Annotated in this window: 25 protein-coding genes; 15 read left to right on the top strand and 10 right to left on the bottom strand. The window is 42.7% G+C overall.

Annotated elements, in window-relative coordinates; all coding sequences use genetic code 11:
• Positions 1-10 precede the first annotated feature (10 nt).
• A complete protein-coding gene (locus tag EO98_RS06930) occupies positions 11-226 on the top strand; it encodes a hypothetical protein (RefSeq protein ID WP_156164102.1) in 216 nt (71 codons plus the stop codon).
• A gap of 141 nt (positions 227-367) precedes the next feature.
• On the opposite strand, the gene EO98_RS06935 is transcribed toward EO98_RS06930, so the two are convergent.
• The gene (locus EO98_RS06935; RefSeq protein WP_048139095.1) at positions 368-1,402 is read right to left on the bottom strand and encodes a TIGR00374 family protein; all 1,035 of its coding nucleotides are present in this window, start codon (positions 1,400-1,402) and stop codon (positions 368-370) included.
• A gap of 299 nt (positions 1,403-1,701) precedes the next feature.
• On the opposite strand from EO98_RS06935, the gene EO98_RS06940 reads away from it, so the two are divergent.
• On the top strand, positions 1,702-1,974 hold the full coding sequence (locus EO98_RS06940) for a DUF1294 domain-containing protein (protein WP_048139192.1): 273 nt from the start codon (positions 1,702-1,704) through the stop codon (positions 1,972-1,974).
• Between the two features lie 466 nt (positions 1,975-2,440).
• Entirely contained in the window at positions 2,441-3,550 is a 1,110-nt protein-coding gene (locus tag EO98_RS06945; RefSeq protein ID WP_048139097.1) for an inositol-3-phosphate synthase, read from the top strand.
• 349 nt (positions 3,551-3,899) lie between these two features.
• Here the strand turns inward: EO98_RS06945 and EO98_RS06950 are convergent, their stop codons facing one another.
• From EO98_RS06950 to EO98_RS06960, 3 genes are all read right to left on the bottom strand, one after another.
• Entirely contained in the window at positions 3,900-4,184 is a 285-nt protein-coding gene (locus EO98_RS06950) for a ferritin family protein (RefSeq protein ID WP_048139099.1), read from the bottom strand.
• Between the two features lie 117 nt (positions 4,185-4,301).
• A complete protein-coding gene (locus EO98_RS06955) occupies positions 4,302-5,441 on the bottom strand; it encodes a sorbosone dehydrogenase family protein (protein ID WP_048139101.1) in 1,140 nt (379 codons plus the stop codon).
• Positions 5,442-5,470: 29 nt separating this feature from the next.
• A complete protein-coding gene (locus EO98_RS06960; RefSeq protein WP_311135551.1) occupies positions 5,471-5,986 on the bottom strand; it encodes a hypothetical protein in 516 nt (171 codons plus the stop codon).
• Positions 5,987-6,528: 542 nt separating this feature from the next.
• Here EO98_RS06960 and EO98_RS17785 point away from each other — a divergent pair.
• From EO98_RS17785 to EO98_RS07005, 7 genes are all read left to right on the top strand, one after another.
• Positions 6,529-7,155, top strand: coding sequence for a hypothetical protein (locus EO98_RS17785; protein ID WP_082098510.1), 627 nt, complete (start codon positions 6,529-6,531; stop codon positions 7,153-7,155).
• A gap of 33 nt (positions 7,156-7,188) precedes the next feature.
• On the top strand, positions 7,189-8,316 hold the full coding sequence (gene dinB / locus EO98_RS06980) for a DNA polymerase IV (RefSeq protein ID WP_235283525.1): 1,128 nt from the start codon (positions 7,189-7,191) through the stop codon (positions 8,314-8,316).
• A gap of 197 nt (positions 8,317-8,513) precedes the next feature.
• Positions 8,514-9,203, top strand: coding sequence for a DUF4956 domain-containing protein (locus tag EO98_RS06985; protein ID WP_162197889.1), 690 nt, complete (start codon positions 8,514-8,516; stop codon positions 9,201-9,203).
• Between the two features lie 48 nt (positions 9,204-9,251).
• Positions 9,252-11,972, top strand: a complete 2,721-nt coding sequence (locus EO98_RS06990; RefSeq protein WP_082098511.1) for a CotH kinase family protein — start codon at positions 9,252-9,254, stop codon at positions 11,970-11,972.
• The gene (locus tag EO98_RS06995) at positions 11,962-12,672 is read left to right on the top strand and encodes a VTC domain-containing protein (RefSeq protein ID WP_048139111.1); all 711 of its coding nucleotides are present in this window, start codon (positions 11,962-11,964) and stop codon (positions 12,670-12,672) included. The genes EO98_RS06990 and EO98_RS06995 overlap by 11 nt, the downstream gene beginning before the upstream one ends.
• A gap of 155 nt (positions 12,673-12,827) precedes the next feature.
• Complete coding sequence (locus EO98_RS07000; protein ID WP_048139113.1) at positions 12,828-13,871, top strand: AI-2E family transporter; 1,044 nt, start codon at positions 12,828-12,830, stop codon at positions 13,869-13,871.
• Positions 13,872-13,979: 108 nt separating this feature from the next.
• Positions 13,980-14,726 carry a histidine phosphatase family protein gene (locus EO98_RS07005; protein ID WP_048139115.1) on the top strand — a complete coding sequence of 249 codons (747 nt, stop codon included), beginning with the start codon at positions 13,980-13,982 and terminating at the stop codon, positions 14,724-14,726.
• A 92-nt stretch (positions 14,727-14,818) separates the two neighbouring features.
• Here the strand turns inward: EO98_RS07005 and EO98_RS07010 are convergent, their stop codons facing one another.
• Both EO98_RS07010 and EO98_RS07015 read right to left on the bottom strand, forming a co-directional pair.
• The gene (locus EO98_RS07010) at positions 14,819-15,442 is read right to left on the bottom strand and encodes a SagB/ThcOx family dehydrogenase (RefSeq protein WP_200895542.1); all 624 of its coding nucleotides are present in this window, start codon (positions 15,440-15,442) and stop codon (positions 14,819-14,821) included.
• Between the two features lie 60 nt (positions 15,443-15,502).
• Positions 15,503-15,823, bottom strand: a complete 321-nt coding sequence (locus EO98_RS07015; protein ID WP_048139117.1) for an iron-sulfur cluster assembly protein — start codon at positions 15,821-15,823, stop codon at positions 15,503-15,505.
• A gap of 41 nt (positions 15,824-15,864) precedes the next feature.
• Here EO98_RS07015 and EO98_RS07020 point away from each other — a divergent pair, with 41 nt between their 5' ends.
• On the top strand, positions 15,865-16,272 hold the full coding sequence (locus tag EO98_RS07020; protein WP_156161054.1) for a hypothetical protein: 408 nt from the start codon (positions 15,865-15,867) through the stop codon (positions 16,270-16,272).
• Between the two features lie 482 nt (positions 16,273-16,754).
• Here EO98_RS07020 and EO98_RS17455 read toward each other — a convergent pair whose 3' ends face one another.
• Positions 16,755-18,752, bottom strand: a complete 1,998-nt coding sequence (locus tag EO98_RS17455) for a PAS domain S-box protein (protein ID WP_052734468.1) — start codon at positions 18,750-18,752, stop codon at positions 16,755-16,757.
• Positions 18,753-19,094: 342 nt separating this feature from the next.
• On the opposite strand from EO98_RS17455, the gene EO98_RS07035 reads away from it, so the two are divergent.
• Positions 19,095-19,325 carry a ferredoxin gene (locus EO98_RS07035; protein ID WP_048139123.1) on the top strand — a complete coding sequence of 77 codons (231 nt, stop codon included), beginning with the start codon at positions 19,095-19,097 and terminating at the stop codon, positions 19,323-19,325.
• Positions 19,326-19,506: 181 nt separating this feature from the next.
• On the opposite strand, the gene EO98_RS07040 is transcribed toward EO98_RS07035, so the two are convergent.
• On the bottom strand, positions 19,507-20,283 hold the full coding sequence (locus EO98_RS07040; RefSeq protein ID WP_048139125.1) for a winged helix-turn-helix domain-containing protein: 777 nt from the start codon (positions 20,281-20,283) through the stop codon (positions 19,507-19,509).
• A 266-nt stretch (positions 20,284-20,549) separates the two neighbouring features.
• On the opposite strand from EO98_RS07040, the gene EO98_RS07045 reads away from it, so the two are divergent.
• Both EO98_RS07045 and EO98_RS07050 read left to right on the top strand, forming a co-directional pair.
• Positions 20,550-20,750: a hypothetical protein gene (locus tag EO98_RS07045; RefSeq protein ID WP_048134524.1), complete on the top strand. Its 201-nt coding sequence runs from the start codon at positions 20,550-20,552 to the stop codon at positions 20,748-20,750.
• A gap of 259 nt (positions 20,751-21,009) precedes the next feature.
• Positions 21,010-21,447, top strand: coding sequence for a CoA-binding protein (locus EO98_RS07050; protein ID WP_048139127.1), 438 nt, complete (start codon positions 21,010-21,012; stop codon positions 21,445-21,447).
• Positions 21,448-21,618: 171 nt separating this feature from the next.
• Here the strand turns inward: EO98_RS07050 and EO98_RS19560 are convergent, their stop codons facing one another.
• Complete coding sequence (locus EO98_RS19560; RefSeq protein WP_052734469.1) at positions 21,619-21,825, bottom strand: tetratricopeptide repeat protein; 207 nt, start codon at positions 21,823-21,825, stop codon at positions 21,619-21,621.
• Positions 21,826-22,177: 352 nt separating this feature from the next.
• On the opposite strand from EO98_RS19560, the gene EO98_RS07060 reads away from it, so the two are divergent.
• The gene (locus tag EO98_RS07060; protein WP_048139131.1) at positions 22,178-22,747 is read left to right on the top strand and encodes an RDD family protein; all 570 of its coding nucleotides are present in this window, start codon (positions 22,178-22,180) and stop codon (positions 22,745-22,747) included.
• 127 nt (positions 22,748-22,874) lie between these two features.
• Here the strand turns inward: EO98_RS07060 and EO98_RS07065 are convergent, their stop codons facing one another.
• On the bottom strand, positions 22,875-24,311 hold the full coding sequence (locus EO98_RS07065) for a tetratricopeptide repeat protein (RefSeq protein WP_235283526.1): 1,437 nt from the start codon (positions 24,309-24,311) through the stop codon (positions 22,875-22,877).
• Positions 24,312-24,477 lie beyond the last annotated feature (166 nt).

Raw genomic sequence — 24,477 nt, forward strand, 5'->3', positions numbered from 1 at the left:
TTTTCAGATTGTGAATATTGCTATGAACATAAACCCTATTCCGAACATAAACCCTATTCGTGCCATGTCTCTGCATGTCACAATATATTCCATAAATTCCTGTTTCGTAAATAAAGATCAGGAAAAAAACAATCAGTACTGTAATTCTTTCCCACATATAAATATTGTTGAAGCAAACAGGACTGAAGAAAATCCTTCGGTATATGAAAAAACAATAACAGATTGAAAAAAATAACAGATTATTTGATAATTAATTATCTGATAACTGACCATTTATTTTGATGAACTTTTTAGATATGTGTCTTAACTCTTCATCTATAACTTTTCATCTGTACCTCTTCATCTGTAACTCTTCATCTGCATTTTTTCATCTATTCTGCAAGTAAAATGCAATCGGAAAGCCGATTAATGTGGGGATCCAGAACGAAAAAATCCTGTAGCTGAGGACGGCCACAACTGCTATCGGACCCGGCACTCCCAGGCCTGTGTACAGGGCCGCCATTGTACTTTCCACAATCCCAATCCCACCGGGGAGGAGAAAAGCCAATCTCCCGAAAAGCAGGGGCAGTCCATATCCTACAAGCAGGACGCTCGGACCTATTGGGTTTCCGGCAGCTATGAAGAAAAAGTAAAGGGTCAGCATATCAAAGCTGGCGGTAAGTGCTGCTCCCATGGCAGGGCGCTTCCAGCCCCCGTTTTCGAGCAGGTCGAGGGCTGCAAACATACGGCAGACTGCGGTTTCAGTTGCCCTCGGGGTATAGGGCCTGTGCAGGACCCTGTAAAAAAAGGCAGCTTCCCTGACAGCTCCGGATGTGAACCAGTCCCTGTGGCTTTTTCCCCAGCTTATTGCTGCAATGCCTAGGCCCAGTCCACTAAGGATCAGGAGAAAGGCAAGGATCTGGGTGGAGGAAAGCTCGCGTACTGCCAGCAGCCGGAGTATTCCGGCAATTCCCAGGATCACTAAAATTGTGTTGTTAAAAAGGGTGGGCAGAGTGCCTGCAAGCCCCGAACCTTCGGCGCTGACGCCCTGTTTCCGTACCCAGCGGTATGTAGCTGCCCCATTTCCAAGCGGCCCTCCTGCAAGCAGCCCGATGCTTGCTGCAGCAAGGGTTATCAGTATGCCCCTGGGCACCGAGAGTTTCTGGTTTACGGTTGCTGCAATCGAATGCAGGAGATAACCGCTTCCCATATAGCTTATAGTCTGGGCAAGGGCAGCCAGCAGCACGGCCCACAGGGCCATTGTTTTAATGACCTTCAGGGACTCTTCAACCGAGGCAAGCTGGGGGAGGACCAGGTGAACTGCAAGCCCCAGAAAGAAGAGGGTGGGAAGGTAGCGACCTGCCCGCAACACAAGCGGCGGAGGAGATGCCAGGCTCCTGTGATTATGTTTTTCTGCTTTCATCGTCCACTCCGTCTCATCGTCTACTCCCCTTATCGTTTACCTCTTCTAATTTTTCATCCCTGATTCTTTCTATCCCTTGAGCTTCTACCCCTTGAGCTTCTACCCCTTGAGCTTCTGTCCCTTGAGCTTCTACCCCCTTTTATTTTTCCTTTATATATCTCATAAGGGTTACTTTTCTCTTTCTTCCTGAACTACCCAAATCCTCCCTGGGATTTTCTATTCGCGGATAAAGCGCTCCAAAAGCTATGGATTTCGGGAATATCACAGCCTTTAATTATTATTACGGAGAATTCTTTCCCATGACAGAGACTGTTTACCTTCTTTTCCCTATCGTCTATGCTGCCCTTAACGCAGCTTCATTTACCCTTTATGGGCTGGACAAATATAAAGCAAGAAAGGAAATGTGGCGAATCTCGGAAAAAACCCTGCTGGCTATTTCCCTTTTCGGGCCGATCGGCGCATGGCTCGGAATGATGCAGTTCAGACATAAAACCCAGAAGCCCATGTTCAGGTACTCTGTGCCGGCTTTTATTGTAATTCACCTTCTTCTGGTGCTCTGGATAAACCTGTAAGTCTATAGCAACCTGTAATGCTTTTTATTACTGGATTTTGTTAAAGTCTCCTGTTAAGAGCATAAATTGATTATAAAAGGTATAAGAGCCGTAAACATCATGGAATAGCTGAAACCGCATATAATAGCTGGATATACAGTGTCACATTAATTCTTTTTTTTGTAAAACGTTTTTTATAGTATTTTCTTCATAAGATAAGAGGCATCACAGTTTTCATTCCTTGTCCTGGATGGGGTACACTCTGGCGATTGGCTTTGAGAACTGCAGATAAATGGGGGACTGAAGAATTAAGATAACCTGGGAATTAAGATAACCTGGGAATTAAGATAACCTGGGAATTAAGATAACCTGGGAATTAAGATAACCTGGGAATTAAGATAACCTGGGAATTAAGATAACCTGGGAATTAAGATAACTTGGGAATTAAGATATCTGATACTATTTTGAATTTATTTGGGGGGTTTCAATGGCAGATAAAGACAGGATAAAAATTGCCATTGCAGGGGTTGGGAACTGTGCAAGTTCTCTTCTGCAGGGGATTGAGTATTACAGAAAAAAAGAGGATGCAGATGCAATCGGTCTGATGCATCAGGATCTTGGAGGCTACTTCCCATATGACATTGACGTGGCAGCAGCTTTTGATATTGACAGGAGGAAGGTTGGAAAGGATGTCTCAGAAGCAATATTTTCTCTTCCAAACTGCACAGCTGCTTTCTGTCCCTATGTGCCGAAGACAGGTGTTAAGGTAAGCCTGGGAAGGGTTCTGGACGGCTGTTCCGAACACCTTATCAATTATCCTGAGGAATGCCGGTTCCTGCCTGTGGAAGGAGAGGGTGCAACAAAAGAGGATGTCATAAGCGTCCTGCAAAATTCGGGAGCCGAGATCCTTGTAAATTACATGCCTGTGGGTTCCGAAGAAGCTGCCCGTTTTTATGCCGAATGCGCCCTTGAAGCCGGCTGTGCCTTTATCAACAATATGCCTGTTTTTATTGCGAGCAACCCTGAATGGGCAAAACGCTTTGAAGAAAAGAAGCTTCCAATCATTGGCGATGACATCAAGTCCCAGCTCGGAGCGACTATAGTTCACAGGACTCTTGCCGACCTTTTCAGGAAGCGGGGAGTAAAGCTGGAAAGGACATACCAGCTTAACACTGGTGGAAATACCGATTTCCTTAATATGCTAAACCGGGACCGGCTTGCATCCAAAAAAATCTCGAAAACCGAAGCCGTTCAGTCCGTGCTTGCCGAGAGGCTTGAAAACGGGAATATCCATGTTGGCCCGAGCGACTATGTTTCCTGGCAGAAAGACAACAAAGTCTGCTTCCTGCGTATGGAAGGAAAACTCTTCGGGGATGTGCCGATGAATATAGAACTCCGGCTTTCGGTAGAAGACTCTCCGAATTCTGCCGGTGTCGTAATTGACGCTATCAGATGCTGCAAACTGGCACTTGACAGGGGAAAAGGAGGGATTCTTTATCAGCCATCTGCATATTTCATGAAACATCCCCCAAAACAGTATCCGGATGATGAGGCATACCGTATGATTGAGGAGTTTATTGCAGGAAATCAATATTGAAAGAAACACTTAACGTAGAACACATAAAATAGAAATCCGTATTAAAGGAAATTGATACGGTAATAAAAGCAAAACAATTTCAAAATAAAAGTTAAAATAGTTAAGTAAGGACTTTCCCTGGAATCTTTAAATTATCCAGAGAAAGTTCGAAGCTTAAAAATCAGAGGATTTATCCTACTTTTTATCTGGATAACTTTTCCTCGGACTGTTTATTTGGACAGCTCTTCCTCGGACTGTTTATTTGGACAGCTCTTCCTCGGACTGTTTATTTGGACAGCTCTTCCTCTGGCTATTTATTTGGACAGCTCTTCCTCTGGCTATTTATTTGGACAGCTCTTCCTCTGGCTATTTATTTGGACAGCTCTTTCTCTACTTCTTCGGCCCCAGCTTCAAGTTCCTCCTTTTGCTGAGTATCGAACCGAAGTAAAAGCGCCTGAAACTCCCCAATGTGTGTTTTTTCTTCCTTTGCTATATCCAGCAGGACTGCTCTTATATCATCATTTTTGGCAAGGGCAGCCATCTGCTCGTAAAGGTTTACGGCATCAAGCTCGGCAATAATGCCAGCTCTGAGGATTTCTTTGTCGATCTCGTCTTCAGATACATTCTTAAGATCTATAGGAATTTTAGATAACAATTTATTCCCCCTGCTTACTGTGTATGATGTCTAATCATAAGTATTTTTACAAACATTGGAACTTTTTATGAAGGGATTATTAACTAGCTCCTCTGACGCGTTTGCAAGGTATTCGGATCAGCTGTAACTGATCCTGTAGATGGCATTATTTTTATCATCCGACACAAGCAAAGCTCCGTCAGGCATTACAAGGACATCCACAGGCCTTCCCCAGGCTGCAAGCCCCTGGAGCCAGCCTTCGGCAAAAGGCTCATAACTTACAGGGGTTCCGTTTTCCAGCCTGACCAGGGTAACCCTGTACCCGATGGGAATTTTCCTGTTCCAGGAGCCATGCTCGGCAATAAAGATCTGGTTCCTGTATTCTTCAGGGAACATCGTGCCTGTGTAAAAGGTCATCCCAAGGGAAGCCACATGAGGGCCCAGTTTTACCTCAGGCGGCGTGAACTCGGAGCAGTTCCTGAGTCCTCCAAATTCCGGATCAGGGATATCGCCTGCATGGCAATAGGGAAAGCCGAAATGCATCCCCGGTTCAGGCGCCCTGTTTAGTTCGTCCGGAGGTGAATCATCCCCAAGCCAGTCCCTGCCGTTGTCAGTAAACCATAATTCTTCGGTTTCAGGGTGCCAGGCAAAACCGACCGTATTCCTGATGCCTCTTGCAAAGATTTCGAGCTGGCTCCCGTCCGGCTCCATCCGCATGATCGTTCCGTAGCGCTCATATTTCCCTTCGCAGACATTACACGGCATCCCCACAGGCACGTACAGCTTTCCATCGGGACCGAATTTTATGTATTTCCAGCCGTGTAAGCGGTCGGAGGGAAAATCTCCGTTGACCACGACTGGCTCGGGCGGGGTTTCAAGCCTTGCTTCGATATCGTCATAGCGGACCACCCTGGAAACTTCGGCTACATACAGGGAACCGTTCATGAATGCCACCCCATTTGGCATATCCAGGCCCTCAGCAAGCACAATTACCTCATCGGCTTTATTGTCCCCATTTCGGTCAGGGATGGCATAGACTTTTCCAGTGTTAAGGCTTCCTACAAAAAGCGTCCCGTTTGGATTGAGGGCCATGGACCTTGCCCCTTCAACATTTTCGGCGTAATAATCAATGGAAAAACCGGGTCGAAGCTCGATGCAGGCCGGTCCTGTCCCGTTTTCCCCGCAGTTATCAATCGGTACGGTTCTCAGGACGGCATAGGCTGCAAAAATAAGGACAACAAAAACAAAAAATCCAAGTATTATCTTTGTCCCCTTCATTCCCCCTCCCTTTTACTTGAAATTCACTCTCATTTGAGAGTCATTGCAGTGTTAAGAAGTTCTTTTTCGGTTTCAGGGCTGGCGTATCCCTGCCCTTTCCAGCGGACAATACCTTCAGGGTCCAGTAAATAAACGTAGGCAAGGTTTGTATTTTCCATTCCAAGGGCTTCCTGGTAGCTGGAATAGTCCCCATAAAAGGTGACCACGTTATCATGTTTTTCCACAGGTATTCCTCCTCTCATTCCGGAATCAATCATCCAGGAGAAGACCTTCCAGCCTTTGTTTATCATCGGGACTTCGTAGACCGCAAAAAAGCTGTTTTTTCTGAACTCCTGCTCAAAAGGTTGAACCCAGGAATCGATCATGCTCTGTGAACTTCGCACAAAAGCAATAAAGATGAGTGCCACCTTTCCCTTCACTGCCCCCGGAAGGGTAACAACCCTACCTGCAAGTGATTTTGATGTGATTTCAGGGAACGGCTGTCCGATTATTTCTTTTCCGATTTTTGAACTGCTCTGCTCTGCTTTAATGAAATCCCCCCGGATTTAAGCTAAATAAAAATCGAAGATATTAAGATTATATATTTCTCGGCTTTATAGAAATGTTTTTTCAAGCCGCAGTTCAAGCCATAGTTCAAGCCATAGTTCAAGCCATAGTTCAAGCCGCAATTCAAGCCACAGTTCAGGCCGCAGGATTCGAATATTGAAGTTTATTGTAGTACAAGTTTTTAGGGAATTGGAACTTCAGTCAAAAATGAAAAAAATTCTAGTTTCTATTAATTCCCTATAAAGTATATGTGAAGTTTAAAACATGTTCAGCAGCAAGAAGGCTTCAGAATAATTCAGAACCGGTAAGCTATTCAACAGAATATGCTCTATTATAGAAAAATATATTATAGTAAGATATATTTAATATTTGCATCTCAGGTTAGGGTGTCCATTTTATACCATGGAGATGGAGTTTCAGCATCCTGTATGAAGGGTCTGTCACATTGGAGCCAGCAAGAATCGGCCGTCAGTGTCTCATTATTTAATTATGACAGCCCGTTTCATACTCACCTGACTTCACATTTTACGGTGATGATTTAATGAGGATAAATATTGCGCTGGCGTTGACATCAGTTGTCTTTATGATGACGTGGGTTACAGGTTTTGTATCCGTCATATTCCGCTCCATGTCTATTATAACACCGGATTTTATAGCATCCGATTTACTCTTCATCACCATCATCGAATTGTTGAGCATTATCTCTCTTTTTGGTTCCTTGCTTTTCTTACTGGAAACCAGAAAAACACTCGCTCGCTGGTATCTGACAATCCCTCTGTGCATTTCTCTATCTGCATTCGTTATAACAAATTTTCTGGTCTATTCTAATGGTAAATCATTTCTCGGTAACCCGGTAAGTGCAATAGAGACGCTCTGGATCATTATACTGGTGTTCCTGTCCCCCTGCTCTGCATTATTATTTTTATCCTCAAATGGACACTGTGGTTCGACAAACGTATATGTTGCAGTTTCATCTGCAACCAGTGTTTTTTCTATGTTTTTTCTTATTCTCGCACTCAGAGAGATTTCAAAATGGTCGAGCATTGAGGCGGTGTTATTGCCCCTGGCTTTTTACTGGACTATCTGTATGCCGGCTATAGGAGTGTGTTTTTTATCTAAAGCAACAATGTACGGGGCAGACAATGTACAGGAGGAACCGTCGGATTAATACTTTCACCCGACTTCCTCAAACCTTTTTTACATGTTTATTATATCTTATGTGATGCCTGCCCCCAATCCTGAAATGAAAACTTCCGAAAGGCGAATTACCTTCCATGTAGATATGGACAGCTTCTTTGCGTCTGTAGAGGTCAGGGAGAGGCCAGAACTTAAAGGGCTGCCCGTAGTTGTGGGTTCCGATCCTGAAGGAGGGTCAGGAAGGGGAGTTGTAAGCACCTGTTCATACGAGGCAAGAAAGTATGGAATCCACTCGGCAATGCCGATTTCACAGGCGTTCAGGCTATGTCCGGGTGCTGTATTTTTGCCTGTGAACATGAAACTCTATGCAGGGGTCTCGGCAGGAGTAATGGAGCTTTTGCGGGGGTTTGCAGAAAAGTTCCAGCAGGTCAGTGTTGATGAAGCCTATCTTATACCGGGGCCTGAGATCAGGAATTTTGAAGAGGCTGCCCTCTATGCTCTCAGGATAAAGGACGAGGTGCAGAGGCAGCAGGGGATCACCTGTTCTGTGGGGGTTGGGCCTAACAAGCTTATTTCAAAAATTGCTTCGGGTTTTCAAAAGCCCGACGGGCTTACAGTTGTCAGGCCTGAAGATGTTCGGAATTTTCTCTTTCCTCTGCCGGTTTCTAAGATTCCGGGAATTGGAGAAAAGACAACGGAAACCCTGAAAGAGATGGGAATAAGCAGGGTAGACGAGCTTGCAGACTGTGATGTCCAGTTGCTTTCGGAAAGGTTTGGAAAAATGGGGCTCAGGATGAAGCAGCTTGCAAACGGGCTCGACTTTGAAGAGGTCATTGAAAAGGAAGGCGTAAAGTCAATCAGCAGGCACGGAACCTTTGCAGAGGATACGAATGACCCTGTGAAAATCTCCGGGTCCCTGGATATTCTTATAGAGAGCGTGCACGGAGCTCTCCTGAAACACCATTTTCTTTTCAAAACCGTAACCCTTATAGTGCGCTTTGAGGATTTTTCCACTTATACGCGCTCAAGGACTCTCCCTATCTGGACTTCTGATATCTTCGTGATCAAAAGGACAGTCATTCAGCTTTTGTCGGAATTCATGGGCAGGCGGAAATTCAGGCTTGTAGGTGTGGGGGTCACAAAATTTAGAGAAAGAGATGAAAGGCAGACTCTGATTACGGATTTTCTATAAGAGTGTAATTTGGGCGGCACGACTGCATCTAGAAATTCTAAATATAAACAGGCAGTTTTTTTCAATATAATTCTTTGTTACTTTGCCGATAAGCTATTTGATAAACAAAGCAGATCGAAGCATGCTAAAAAAATTTATATAGTTTCTATCCTTCTTTATACTAAGATATTTCTTTTATGATGTGTGAGGGGGATTATTTGCAAGCTGAGATTTCAACATTTGAACATTTCTTGACTACTCAGAGCTATCAGGTGCCAATCGCAGGATTTGCACTTAATCTACTAATAGTTGGTATACTGGCCTTTATTTTAGGTCAGGTGTACATCCGTTACGGTACTACTCTTTCAAACAGGCGGCAGTTCTCAAAAAATTTTGTAATGATTGCCATGACAACTATGCTGATAATCAGTGTAGTAAAATCTTCTCTTGCTCTCTCTCTCGGCCTTGTTGGGGCACTATCTATAGTAAGGTTCAGGACTGCCGTCAAAGAACCTGAAGAACTGGCTTTTCTCTTTCTAAACATTGCTATCGGTTTGGGTCTGGGAGCAGACCAGCGGGCTATTACCGTTCTTGGTACCTTCATAGTCCTTTCAATTATCATAATAAGAGCAAAATTTGTAAGCAGTCCTAAGTTTGATCAGAATCTGCACCTGACAATCTCAAGCCATAACCCGGAAAAAATACAATTGAGTACCATTGTATCAATTTTGAATAAGCACTGTTCAGCCGTTAATTTGAAGCGGTTTGATGAAACCGGTGAGACTCTTGAATCTACTTTTCTGGTAAATTTTGAGGATTTTGAGCATATAGAATCGCTTAAAAATGAATTGAGTTCAATTTCCAAGTCGATTAAAATTACTTTTCTTGATCAACAGGGTATATATTAAACAGATAAATATTGAACCAATATAATCGGGATCTAGAGGCAGATTTTAATGCAGATTAAAAAGGAGGATGGTCAGAAAATCAGGATAACTTTCAAATTGCGTAAGTTATTATCCAGTAAAAAAGTTCATCTTTCAGTTATACTACTGGTATCATTACTGGTATTTCTTGTGGGGTGTCTTGGTGGCATGGTAATCTCAGGTTCTTTCGGAACGGTTGACAATCCATCACCCGTTGCTAAGGATCTAGCTAAAGATGCATTGTTAAAGATCGGCTTAAATCCCAGTAAAACACAGATTCTGCTGTCTGGTGCTCTCCAAGAAAATTACCGAATACCCGTTAATTACATAAACGGGCTTACATCGGACCCTGAAAAGATAACCATTGATATAAAAAACAATGATTTCCAGAAACTGGCATATAAAAGAGAGCTTGCGATCGCAAACGGTATTCTTGTGTCTTCTGACGAGGATTATGTTCCTGCAAAAATACATTACAAAAATCAGACTGTTAATGTAAATTTAAGACTTAAAGGTGATTGGTCGGATCATTGGGGTGGTGATAAGTGGTCATTCCGCATTAAAGTTAAGGGAAACGACACGCTTTTAGGAATGAGGCAATTCGTTATTCAGGATCCGAAAACAAGAAATTACCTCAACGAGTGGTTATTCCAGGAAGCAATGAAAAGGGAAGGAATTCTTTGCTTACGTTGTTATTTCGTTGATGTTACTATAAACGGAAAGCATAAAGGGATCTATTCACTGGAAGAGCATTTTGACAGCCTGCTTGTTGAGAATAATAATTATCCACAAGGGCCTATAGTCCGGTTTAATGAAGAACTTCTCTTCTCGGAAAGATTACTATATATGCAGGCTGGATTTTCGGAAGATCTGCTTGAATACTACACATCCAGCGATATCGATGTATATCAAAGTGGGAAAGTGCTGAGTGACCCTGAAACATTTAAACAGTATATAAAAGCAAAAGATTTGCTTGAAGCTTTCAGAGCCGGAGATTTGACTGTTGAGCAAACATTTGATATTGATAAACTTGCTACATATGTTGCACTTACAGATGTTTTTGGAGGCCAGCATGCAACTTACTGGCACAATTTCAGGTTTTACTATAATCCAGTAACTTCAAAACTAGAGCCTATCTGTTTTGACAGTAATTCCGGATTAAGAATTTATGAACTCGCATATACCGCTGATAAGCCGTTCCTGGATACCTTATTTGAGGATCCTGTCTTCTTTGAGAAATATATCAATGAACTTGAGAGAGTTTCCCAGGAATCCTATTTTGACTCCTTATTCTACGATGTAGATGACGAGCTTCAGGAAAATCTCGATATTCTTCATAAAGATCTTCCATATTATTCGTTTTCTAAGGCTGTATTTTACAATAACCAGCAATATATTCAAACTGTGCTTAATCCCTCTAAAGGTGAACAGGTTTATTTCTACAATTCTACAGGAAACAGGAGTATCACGCTTGAAGTGGGAAATATCCAGCCACTACCAATCACAATCTTGAATGTAAGTTTTCAGGGATCAGTGGTGTTTGAGCCAGCAGAAAAGGGGAAGACGCTGGAGAGAAAGATGTTATCCGATCCGGTAAAATACGAGAAAATCGAATTTATACTGCCTGAAAATTTCAACTGGTCTTCGCAATGTATTCCCGATTTGAAACTGAACTACAGGTTTCTGGGGCACAGCATTCTACGTAATGAATCCGTATATATGTGGCCTCATATCTCGGATGATTCTCCATTGGGCGACACTATAAGGAAAAGTCCGAATGCAAATAATTTTGGTTTCCTTTTGTTTGATAACGAAAGTAGAAATATCTATCTAATGCCCGGTAGCTGGGAGATAAAAGAAGACCTGGTCATTCCAGAAGGGTATGTGGTTACCTGTTCAGATTATTATGCCACAAAGATAAATCTATTAAACGGTTCTATGATACTTTCGTACTCTCCCCTTATTCTCTCTGGAAATGAAGATTTCCCGCTTGTAATAACATCTTCGGATTCAACAGGTCAGGGAATTGCCGTCCTGAATGCGGGTGAAGAATCTTACTTAGACTGGGTTGTTTTCAGTAATCTTTCCGCGCCCTCAGGACCAGGATGGCAATTGCAGGGGTCTATTACATTTTATGAATCGCCTGTTCTTATTGAAAACTGTTATTTCCTCAATAATACCGGAGGAAACTGTATTCTTGACATTATAAGGTCGGAATTTTCGATCGCAAATTCATTATTCCAGAATGCGAATTCGGATTCTTTCAGAGGACTTTTTGGAAAAGGAACAATTTTCGGTTCATCTTTTGTTAATTCAGGGAATACTGCTCTGGACTTCTCAGGTGCCGCGGTTGATATCTCCGAATGTCTTGTTAATGGTGCAGGGAATGCAGGTTTAAGCGCCGGAGAATTCAGTTACGTAAATGCTACAGCGATGGAATTAAAGAATTGCACTGTAGCCGTAGTCAGTAAGGACCTGTCCACAGTGAATCTAGATTATGCAGAAGTCTCTTCATGTACTGTTGGACTTCTTGTCTGCCAGGAGAAACAGGAATTCGGCCCTGGAAGGATAACGACATCTTCAGTTGAGCTGGACAATATAACCGTTCCATATATAATTGAAGTCGGCTCGAATTTATCAATTGATGGAAGTAAAGTGATCGGGTATCACAAAAAAGTTTATGAAGTGATCTATGGAAAATCAGGCGTTCCTGATTTTTCTTCTTTGGAGGGATTCAGATATGCTGAATGAGACTGTGCTTGACAAAATGCAGAGTCCAGATGAATCAAGATATGAAAAAAAAGTGGTAGTCTACGGGATGACTATGCATGAGATCGAATCGATTGTCAAATCACATCCTGCGATTTTTACTGAGATACATTCCCCAAGGTATATAAATAATATTTATCTCGACACTCTTGAAATGTCTAATTATTTTGATAATGTCAACGGGTTAAGTACAAGATTAAAAGTACGAATTCGCTGGTATGGGGATCTCTTTGGGTTTATTGAAAATCCTGTTCTGGAATTTAAAACTAAAAGAGGTCTTATCGGGAGAAAAATTTGTTTTCCTCTGAAATCGTTCTGTCTGGATAATAAGTCTTCTCTGGAAAGACAGCAGGAAATCTTCATGGAATCCGGCGTCCCTGAGATTTTCATTGAGTACCTTAAAACCTTAAGGTTTACTCTTCTGAATCGTTACTACAGAAAATATTTTGAATCTGCAGACCATAGATTCAGAATTACAATTGATTCGGGTATGGAATACTACAGGCTTGAATCCTCAAACAATTCTTTTAATGAAAAAAAAGTCGATTATCATAGCTGCATCCTTGAGCTCAAATATTTGAAAGAGAATGAGGATTTTTCCGAATCATTTTTTAATCATCTCCCTTTCAGATTAACTAAATGTTCCAAGTATGCATCAGGCATTGAAAACCTGTACTCCTGAATCTACGGATTTGTTTTAAGACACGCTTTAACCTTTACAGTGAGCTTTAATTCGCAGATTCTAATTTCCAGTTTAAGTTCGGGAGCGGTTTTAGATTTAACTGGAAAGAAATGTTATGCTTACATATTTTATAATAAAAAACCAGGTTATTTTTGATGCAAAGACAAGGTCAAACTGCACTGGCTCTTTTTCTTATAACTATCCTTACTGCAGTTATTATTTATGCAGTTCTTCCATACATAGACTATTTTTTTGGAGGCTTTATTCTTTCTGTAATCTTCAAGCCCCTCTACCACTTTTTCCTGAAAAGAGTCCGGCTTAACAGGCAAATTGCGGCAGTTCTGGTAATATTAATTTCGATCTTCCTTATACTGATTCCCCTTTATTTTCTCATGAGTCTGGTTATCAGTGAAATCCAGCAGATTTTACTTGACCGGGAATCTATTATTACTTCTATTCAGTCCGAAAGTCAGCTTTTTAACCATCTTTTTTCAATAATTGACATCCCTGACGATATCATCCAGACCAGCCTGGAGGAAAAAATAGTGGATCTGGTTTCGGAAGCCGTTAATTACCTGAGTATACTCATTCTGGGCTCGATTCAGAACATAAGCCAGCAGGTAATTGGTTTCCTGATAATGTATTTTCTGCTTTATTACCTTTTAACAGGGGAAGATTCGGATTTTATGCAAAAACTCTTTGTGGCAATCCCTTTCAATAAAAAGAATACAGTTACTCTCCTGGACGAGTTCAGGAACATTGTCCGGACAACCCTGATAGCCAGCGGTGCCATTGCCCTGATCGAAGGTGGAATTCTGACCGCCTCCTTTATTGTATTTGGAATCCAGGGAGCTTTTCTCTGGGGATCTATCGCAGCAATTCTGTCTTTCCTGCCCGTGGTCGGGACCCCTTTGATCTGGGTTCCTGCAATAATCATTCAGCTGCTCCAGCAGGACTATACTGCAGGCATAGGCATCCTTGTGACAGGAATTTTCATAACAATGGCAGACAACAGTTTCCTTCGGCCTGTAATCCAGAAAAAAGTAGGAGAAATTCATCCTTTCCAATCTTTGCTCGGGATTGTTATAGGAGTCTCCCTTTTCGGACTTGTAGGGATTATCATCGGTCCCCTTCTCCTGGCTTACTTTTACCTCACCGTAAAAATGTTTTCAGAAGAATACCTCTCGGATAAGGAGTGAGATGGATACTTTTATAGTCAACTCATCAATTATACTCATTCAACTTTAAAATTTAGAATTTTTTTGTCTCAAAAAACAAGCATTAAGTCTTGGGATTGGAAGATCTGGATGAGTTACCTGATACTTGTACGACACGGGGAATCCGGCTGGAATGTTGACGGCAGGTTTGGAGGCTGGGTTGACGTCCCTCTGACCGGCAGGGGGATAGAAGAAGCCCTGCTCTGTGCTGCCGAACTCGAGGAGATCGGGCTGGACCTTGCTTTTACTTCAAAGCTGGTCCGGGCGCAAGAAACCCTCTTTCTTATCCTTTCAAAGCAGAAGAAGATAGGGGTCTTTGTCCACGATGAAGCCGGGACAGGGAAAAGCAGGACCGAAAGTGGAGATGAAGCCGGGACGGAAAAAAAAGAAAATCGGTATTCATATCCTCCGGAAACCGAAAAGAACCTTATCCCTATCTATTCCAGCGAAGCCTTAAACGAGCGCTATTACGGGATATTGCAGGGAAAGAAAAAGGACAAAATGAAAGAAAAATACGGGGACGAACAGATCCTTCACTGGTGCCGGAGCTTTGACGAAGGGCCTCCTGAAGGAGAGAGTCTCAAAGATATCTATAGACGTGCAGTTCCCTATTTCGAAAAGGATATCATCCCAGCTCTTCAGGAAGGAAAAAATGTAATAGTCTGTGCCCACCAGAACAGCTTGAGGGCGCTGATTAAGCATATCGAAGGAATTTCCAATGAAGACATCCGCAAAGTCAGACTGGCCAATTCAAGGCCCTTAATCTACACACTTTCCGGAGGCAGGCTGGTCAGGGAAAATGCTGAAATGGACCTGGCGGTGAAAAGGAACATCTGAGCTCTCTTTGAGCTCTCGCTGAGTTCTTTTTTCGGTTCCATCCTGATTTGCCTGTAGCCGGAAAAGCATTTGAAGGCAGTTTTTCAGGTAGTTTATATGTAACCCAGGGGCAGGATGTAGAGCGGATCTTCATTTGCGGGCATTTTAAGGACTTTTTTTATCTCCTCATCGGCAAAAGCTCCTACTGCACAGGTCCCGATTCCCAGTTCAACTCCAAGCAGGTATACATTCTGGGCGGCATGCCCGGCTTCCATATGGGCGTATCTGAGGCCTCTTTTTCCGTATTTACTTGTTATGCGCGGGTAGACTGCAGAGATAACAAGCGAAACAGGAGCGTTTTTGATCATACTCTCGGAAAGGGCGGCTTCAGAGAGCTTTGTCCTCATATCGCCAGGGATTTCCTGGATAAGGGAATGTTCTTCTGCAATGTACCTGTAGATCCCGGCTTCAAGTCCGTTGCCCTCCCCTATGACAATATGGACTTCAAGCGGGTAAAGTGCGCCTGCAGAAGGTACTGTCCTTAACACCCCTTTTGAACTGATCCCCTGGGTTGCCCAGAGAAAACGAGATATTAGCGGCTCGGAAAGTTCTCTGTCGGCATATTCACGTAAGGACCTCCGTTTTGCAATAAGTTCCTCGATATGACTTTTGCCCGCAGCATCCGGTTCAGGCAGCTTGATCTTCATTGGCAGGTCGGTAAGACCCTGATTTCCCATATTTATTCCCCCACTTTTAATGCAAAGTTTTTAGTTCTCAATTTTTCAGTTCTTAATGTTTTATTTCGTTATCCTCTTCATTGTGTCTTCCGAAATCCTGTCCGGAGTCCAGGGAGGGTCCCAGACAAGCTCTACTTCGACTTCTTTTACCCCCTCGATTGCTTCGACCTTTCGTTTCACGTCCTCAGCAATAAAATCCCCCATGGGACATCCGGGCGTAGTCAGGGTCATCCTTATTTGTACCCGGTCTTCTTTTACCTCTATCCCATAAACAAGTCCGAGGTCAATAACGTTGATCGGAATTTCGGGGTCGTAGCAGCTCTTTAGAACCTCAATAACTTCTTCTTTTGTAACGGTGGTACCATCCCCCTCAAAGTGCAGATCTGCAGTAATTTTATGTTTCCCATTAAATAAAAAGGCGAATGGAATTAAATATATTTCCCAGAAACTTCAGAATGGGTCGTTTTCCGGTTTTAATATATGCTTTCAGCAATGAAACTGTTCAAAAGCGGGTTGTCCGGAAAAAGGGTATTTCAAAAGCAGGCTTGTTCATCCCAGAAACAGACTTGCTCAGAAAAAGGCTTGCTCAGAAAAAGGCTTGTTCAAAAAAGGAGTTCTCAAAATATCTTAACTGCACACCAGGGCCGGGTTTGTGGTGTGTAGATATAGTAGATGTGGTAGATGTGGTAGATGTGGTAGATGTGGTAGATGTGGTAGATGCGGTGGTAGATAATATGTTTGGGTGTTTATGGTACCCGGCCCTGCGAAGTGCAGTTTACGGTTCCAGACGTTGCGGTACTTTTTCAGTCTGTTTGGGTCTATTCGCATGAGTACTGATCTATGCCCCCCATCAGGGTTCACATAGTTAGGAACCAACGTGCTGGTGTGAGTTTTCTGTATCTACAGCTCACTAACTTATAATGTATTTCTCGTGGTTTTAACTCTCTCCAAACAGGATAATTTCGGAAGACTTATATATATGGAAAAATCTGAAGACTTCAGAATCGTTCATATGAAATAATTTTTAACTTAAATCTTTTTTGAGTTTCCCTTATATATCATTATCATATGGCTATATTCTCTTAAACATGGTAAAACCTCCGCAGAGGATAAACTTATATATTTGTTTTTCTGAAACTAAATTTATTATGCCTGTTGGTTTTCTGTTTGGAAAGGGAATAGGCTAATTTTTCTCTCTTTTGTCCTCTGGGCGAGCGAAGAAGATTAAAAATAGATATATAATTTTGTTGCTTAAAAAGGGAGGAATCCATTGTTTGTTTTGTTTGGTTGTTTGTTTTGTTTGTTTTGTTTCTTACTCCGCAAGCCTGGGGCGTGCGAGAGCGATCAGGACTTCCTGTCCCCTCCATGATCCTCTACTGAATCTGGTTTCGGCAAAAATCTCTGTCCCTCCCCTGGCAACAAAGGGCACGCTGTACAGGGATGTTTTTCCTTCAAGGATTTCAGAAAAGTTTTTTGCGGCTTCAAGGACCCGGTTCTGGGGATGGAAAGAGAGGATATTCTTTCCAAGGAGTTCTTTTTCCGTATAAGAGAGGTATTTGCGGAAAGCAGGATTGGAGTGGACAATGCAGCCTTCATGGTTCACTATGAAAATAAAGTCCTTTATACTTTTAAAGAGCCCCTGGAAGTCGCTGCTGGTTTGCTGGAGTTCTGCTTTTTCCTTTAGCCTGCATATCTCGTTTCCGAGTTCAAGGGCAATGGTTTCAAGCTGTCTTCTGGAAGTTTCGGGAATTTCGTCTGCCTTATGGGAACTGAGCTGTATGACTGCGGCAAAGCGACCACCTGAGTATACAGGAATAAAAGCAGCAGCTCGAAGCTTTTCTTCAGATGGAGTCTCAAGAGATGCCATATTTTTAATCTCAAAATAGTGCCTGTAAACAGGTTTTCCTATCCTGAGCAGGTTTGCCAACCCCTGAACTTTCCCAAAACCGGCCGCTGCTTTCACAAAAGCAGGGGACAATCCCCTGCAGGTCTTTAATTTCAGCTCGCCGCTGCCCTCGTCCATAAGATAGATACAGCCTGAATCCAGAGGCTCAACCTCAAGAGCCAGATCAAGGAGCTGCTTTAAGATTTCCTGAAGTTCATCTGTGGAAGCAAGGGCAATGCCGGTATTGCGGCGGAGACGCAGGAAGTCAGAACTTTGCCTTTTTTCAGTAACGTCAATAACTGTTCCGTACAGGTATTCGATATCCCCTTTTTCATCGGAATGGATAAACGTCTGTTCATCCACCCAGCGGACCTCTCCGGAAGCTGTGAGAATCCTGTATTCCTGAAAAAAGTCTTTTCTGCCTTCCTTATAATTCCTGAACAGGTTATCCCTTACCTTTTCAATATCAAGGGGATGGATAATGTCTTCATATGTAAGTTCTCCTGAGGTAAAAGACCCTGCCGGATACCCGAAAAGGATTACATTTTCAGTTATGAATTCCACAGGCCGTTTTTCCCGGGGGTTGCTCAGAAAAATAACTACAGGGCTGCTGCTTACAATTAATTCCAGGACTTTATTAACATTTAGTGAGTTTGAGAGGTCTCTTTTTATCTTCTTTTGCTCGCTGATATCTCTTGCAACTATAAGAACCGTGTTTTTGCCCTCGTAATCCATTACACGGGCTTCCACTTCTACCGGGATAGAGGTGCCATCTTTTTTCAGATAGGTAGTCTCAAAGGTAATTTTCCCTTCCTGGTATATTTTCTTAACCTGCCTGGAAAACTGGTTTCCATACCTGGTATCGATGTTTGCGGGAGCAAGCTTAAGGAGTTCTTCTCTACTGTACCCCAGGTTAGTACATGCCCCTTCGTTTATTTCCAGGAATTTTCCGTTCCTGTCTAGGATAATTATAATATTGCTGCTTGAGTTAAGCAAAGAGCTGAATTTCTGCTCCTCCTGCTCCAGCTTTTCTGCAAGTTCTCTGCAAGTGGTAATGTCCGAAACAATCCCGAAATAACGGCTTATCCTGCCGTTTTTCCCGTACTGGATGAGAGTCCTGTCCTCAATCCAGCGTACGTTCCCGTTTTTAGTGAGGACCCTGTATTCCAGGGTGTAATCCTTAATTCCCCTTTCAGAGTTGCTTATAACCCCGAAATTAAAAGCTTCAAGGTCTTCAGGGTGAACTATGTCAGCATATCGAATTTTTCCCGCCTTAAAATCAGCAGGTTCATATCCGAGCCCTGAAACGTTTGTAGAAGCAAACTCTACCGGAAAGCCAGCTTCAGCTTTTCTTATGAAAATGACCGGGGGAATACTTTCGAGGAATATTTTCAATTCTTCTTTAGATTCAAAAAAGTCGTGCACCTCCTTTTCAGGAAGCCCCTTACCTGGGAACTTACTATGAGGGCTTTTTTCCGTAATGCTGATCCCCTGTTAAAATTAATATGGGCTGATACCGGTATCTTTGATTTATTTATCAAACTGTTTATTATAATAAACGAGTCTATTAATAAAACTTTCTTTTTCATCACAGGAAAAGATGTATAAAGGCAATTTAGTTGAAGGGCAATGTAGTTGAACATCAGGAATATGGTTGAATCTATGGTCGAAATTGAGGCTTGAAAGGGTGTTTTGAATGTTAAATTATATATAAAAATCCTCTTAATTACTCTTATTGTGAAATAAACACAATAGGGGGATTGAAATATGGCTGATAAGACAGATAAAGTTGCGGAAAATGTTCCCGGACCTTATTATGTAGATTATGAATGTATCGCATGCAACTTATGTGTGGATACATCACCAGAGAACTTCAAAATGACTGACAATGACTCTAACGCTTATGTATATAAACAGCCGGATACTGATGAGGAAAAGGAAGCCTGTAAGGAGGCATTGGAAAGCTGCCCGGTTGAAGCAATAGGAAACGACGGCTAAAATGGCCTGTTCGATTTAAGCCGAATTACTTAATTTTTATCGGTATATCTATTTTTTATTTTGAGCAATTTCCCTATCTACTTACAGCTTTTCTCCAGCTTTTCTCCAGTTTTTCTCCAGTTTTTCTCCAGTTATTATCCACAGGTTTTTTACAGGTTTTTTACAGCTGTTATTATATCCATTATTCTATCAACCCGATTTCGGAATAGATTCTGGAGAGCCCCTGAAGGGTGGAATACCCTTTTCTTGTGATGATATAGTCCCCGCGTTCACTCCGCTGTAAAACCATGCCTGTATCAAGCAGTTTCTGCAGGTGGAAGAGCAGGTTTCCGCCGCGAAGCCCTGTGAGTTTCGAAAGCTCTGAGAAGGTCTTGCTTTCCCCTGAAAGTGCCTTTAGCATCAAAAGCCTCTGTTTATTTGCTACAGGCTCACAGACCTCAGAGACTATCCTGTCAGGTTCGATTGCACTTATATCGCCTTTTTCGTCTTTTTCTTCCCTGTCTTCATAGATCTGAAGGGAGCGCATAAGTTTTACCTGTTTATCAAAAAGATTGCTGGCTTCTGAAAAGCACCTGCTGCATTGAGGGGTTTTTGCTTCCTTCTTTAATTCTTCAAGCTTGTCCCTGTACATCCTGACAGTTCCCGCCTCGACTCTTCCTCTGCCAACAAGCCCTGCAGTTTCCTGTAAAAGGTCTTTAAACGCCGTTTCACAGAGTTCCCGCGTCTTACAGTTCCTGGTCATCTGGCTGTGCATCCTCTCGTTTGCGTCCTCGCAGAGGTAGTCTACCATGGGCTTCATGAAGTTCTTCCTCATCTCTCCCAGCATCCCTTCAATGTGCTGCTGGTTTGCCCTCTGCAAAAACCGTGAGAACTCATTCCGAAGAGAAGTTACCTCTTCCCTGATGGAATGCAGTTCCTCTTTGTAGTAGACGTCAGTATCTCCGCTCGCAGTTTCCATTCTTGTCAGCCTCTAAACCTATTGAAAAACCGGATGGTGTTAAATTAAAGGTAAATTATTTAAGGTTAGTCTAATTAGTGATCATTTATATTAACGACCCCTCATCTTTATTACCAGTGTTTTATTTTTATCTACCCTGCATTATTTTTAGTAATCGCAGATCATTTTTATCAAGGGTCATTTTTCTGTACTATCGGACCTTTGTACACAATTATGACGCTCAAGTATATAAATATATACAGCTTTTTAGAGTCCGGTGATAATGAATGGAATTACAGGACATTAACAATTTCGTACAGACTGCAAATGAAGAACAGCTCAAAGCCTTCGGCTTCCTTGGTCAGTGGATGATGGAAAACGGACCAAAGTACTGCACCTGTCCCTCAAAGTGCAACCAGAACTGTGAGCTTGCAAAAGCACTCGGTGGAGCTCTTCAGGCTGCCGGGCAGAGGCTTCAGGGACAGTAATTGAAAGAGTAAGCAGAATTCCTACCAGAGTTCTGCGGCCCCTTCATTTTCTCCTTTATGTTTTCTTCTTCGGCTTTGAGGCATTATAGGATTTGCTGCTGCTTTTTATGCCTTTCTGTACCATTTTACGCCATTTTTGAATAAATCTGCCATATAGACCCGCTACATAGACCCGGGGTTACAACACATTTATTGCCTGAATGACAGATTTTAATGTATAAATCAAATTATGAAACTATGAAACAAGGGGGAATTTAATATGGAACCAACAGCTTCAGATTGGATTAACTTCTGGGATGCAAACAGTTTTGCAGTGATTACCGACAATACAAAGCCAGCCATGAAATGGGCTGCTTCGGAACTCAAAAAGCAGGGCAAAAAAGTCTATGTAGTTGACCTCTCCGAAAAACCCGACCCCGGCTCCCTGAAAAGCGTTTCCGAACTTCCTACCGGCCTGGACCGTGCCATCATCGGCATAACAAAATCCGAACCCGGAGACCTGATCCCCGTCCTGAAAGAAAAAGGCGCAAAAAAAGCCTGGATACACTGGAAAACAGAAACCGAAAAAGCCCTCAGTGCCTGCAGAGATGAAGAACTCGAATACCTTGCAGGCCGCTGCCCCATGATGTATCTCGGAAGCGGGCTCAGCATACACGGACTGCACAGGACGATTGCGAAGATGACGGGGAATTATTGAAAAAAAGTATGGGTTTTATTCGCTATTCAAAACCTTTTTGTGTTCACTGTTTCAAACCCCGGTCCCTATCCCCGTTCGCGCAGTGAACGGCTTTTTCCAAAAGCAAATCCTGGAGGCAATATCTCCATACGGATCATATGAACGCCAGCGATTTAATTCTTAAAGCAAATTTCATTTTTCTTCCGTTTTAGCCTTGAGAACCTCAATACTCTGCTCAATCATTTTAAAATATGGATGAGCAGAACCTGGTTTACTCTCAAATATTTTAAGGGAGCATTTAAACAAGGGTAAAGCCTCGTTGCACCTTTCAGTATAATAGTAAAGAATCGCTAGATTGTTTAGTGTTATTGCAACATCTGGGTGTTGTGGCCCGAGCACCTTTTCACTAATTTCAAGTGCCCGCTGATAAAGTGGGAGTGCTTTTTCGTAAAGGCGGTTTCAAATGCTTTGATGAATTCTTTCCTGTCAACAAATGGTCTCTCTTTTTCCCCCATTAAAGGTTTAGGACAAATAATCACTCAATCCCTCCTAAACTCAGTTCCTGATCAACCTAATCTCCAATTTGTAACTGTGTTTGAATTTGTTCTATATTACCCTGCTGAAATATACTCTGCTGAATTCTTTCGATTCCAAAAATCGAAAAGTCCTTTCCAAAACTCGACCAAAAACTTTTTAAGTTTTCCCAGAGGGATATATTTAATAGCATTAAATAATTGCGTATAACGGGGGAATGGTTAATACGGAAAACGTTAACATTATCGGTGAGAGCGGTAAGTGTTTTGAATCGATCAATGAGTCAAAAACAGTTGAAAAAGTTGACTTAACTGAAGTATGGAAAAGATGTGCAGCTTATATACTTGACATCTTTGTCGTAAATCTGTTTGCTTTTCTGGTTCTTATAGCTAGCACGTTAACTATCGGTCCTCTGGCTGAGATATATGGTATAGCCTTTGCAAACCTGGCACTTTTCGCTTATTTTGTTTACTTTGAAAGTTCAGCAGGGCAGGCAACACCCGGAAAAAAGTGGATGAATCTTAAAGTGGTGGACCTTGAGGGGAGGAGGATTTCTTTCGTGAGGGCATTTTTCAGGTATTTTGCAAGAGGAATGCCGGCTCTTATCTTGGTAGTCGTAGATGTAGCCGCTAACGGAGTGGGAATAGTTAACGCGCACCTGGTCTGGTATTTCTTCATACCTTTCGTGACATATGTCCCTATCCTGTTTATGGACGAGGGGATGGGAGTCCACGATATTCTGGCCTGTACGGTTGTTGTAAAAGGCTCAGCCGGAAATAAGGAGTAATTCAAGGAATAATTCTATTGCTCTATCGTTTTCGATAGATCTTTCCTTTTTCCTTTTTCTTTCCTTTCCTTTCCTTTTTCCCTTTCCTTTTCCCTTCCCGTTCTATTTTTTCCGGCTCTTTTAAAAATTATTTCCGCCAGCTCCTCTCCATTTTTTCATACAGGCCCAGTAAATTATTTCGCGTGATCTTGAAGTAGGGGTGGTCGGGTCCGTATTCTTTTTCTATTATGTCAAGGGCTTTTTCGTAAAGGTCGATTGCGGTTTCGTATTCGCCCATACTTTCGTGCAGGCCTGCGAGGTTGTTCAGGGTCGTTCCAACATCTGGGTGGGTTGGGCCGAGTGTGTTTTCATAGATCTTGAGGGCTCGTGTGTAGAGGGGGAGGGCATTTTTGTGCTGGCCGAGGATCCTGTGCAGTTCGCCAAGATTATTTAAGGTCTTGGCAACCTCGGGATTGTCCGGACCAAGGACACGCTCACGGATTTCAAGGGCTCGTGTGTAAAGTTCAAGGGCTTTTTCATGGCGGCCTTTCTGGACATAGACGCCTGCAAGGTTGTTCAGGGTCGTGGCAAAGCCGGTGTGCTCGGTTTTTCCCAGGTTTTCCATGATTTCAAGAGAGCGTGTATAGAGAATCAGGGCTTTTTCATACCTTGTTGTCTGGAAATAAAGCAGGGCAAGGTTGTTTAAGGTCTGAGCTATCTGCGGGTGTTCTTTTCCGTATACCTTTTCCTGAAGTTTCAGAGCCTGCCCGTATCTGTCCTCGGCTTCCTCAAGTTTGCCCATTTCCGAAAAAAGGACGCCAAGATTGTTCAGGGTGCCGGCAGTATAAGCCAGGACTTTTTTATTATCGGGCTCCTTTTCCGCAAGTTTTTCAAGCAGCCCAAGGGCACGGGTGAAGAGTTCTTCCGCTTTTTCCGGCCTTTCCATTCCCTTATATGAAAAAGCCATCCTGTTAAGTGTCCTGACAGCTCCCGTATTCTCCGGACTCAGAAACTTTTCCTGAATTTCAAGAGCACGGTTATAATACAGAAGGGCTTCTTCCTGCCTGTCCATAACATAGTAGAGAATTCCAAGTTCACTGAGCGTATCGCCGGTCTCAGTTTGCTCCTGGCCTGAAGTTTTTTCACGGATGCTGAGTGCTCTTGAAAATAACTTAAGGGATTCTTCGTGCTTTCCCATGTAACGATAAATCCCTGCAAGCCCGTTCAACACAGCTGCAGTTCCGGGATCTTCCGGCCCCAGTTCCCTTTCCGCAGTATCAAGCAGCTCTTCATACATAGGTAAAAGTACTTGCCAGGTTGCAGACCTGTAGAAGGGCTCAGCCAGGGAGATAAACCACTCCACAAGTTCCTCAGGCCCCATTACCTCTTTTGCATATCTGAAAGCCTCCTGCAGTGCGATCTCATCGTCGGAGGTGACCAGTTCAGAGTCCAGGTTCTTTAGCTGCTTCTCGTAGCGCTCAAACAGAGCCCGTTTGTCAGCTCCCCGCTTTTTGTTTTTCTCATCATCCCTACTTGCGGCTGAAATTTCCTCTTTATCAGAGCCATTTGTCGAATTAATCGTCATTTAACCCTCCTGAACGAAAAAACAGGATAATAAAGATCCTAAATCTAAATATTTCAAAGTCTTCCTATATTACACTATCACACGCACAAAAGCAGCATCCATTATAATTCTCAAAGTTCAGTCCTGATAACTTCGAATTGAGTTGAAGTTTAAGTAAAAATTATAT

The organism is Methanosarcina sp. 2.H.T.1A.6 (assembly GCF_000979455.1).
In the GTDB taxonomy this organism is placed as follows: Archaea; Halobacteriota; Methanosarcinia; order Methanosarcinales; family Methanosarcinaceae; genus Methanosarcina.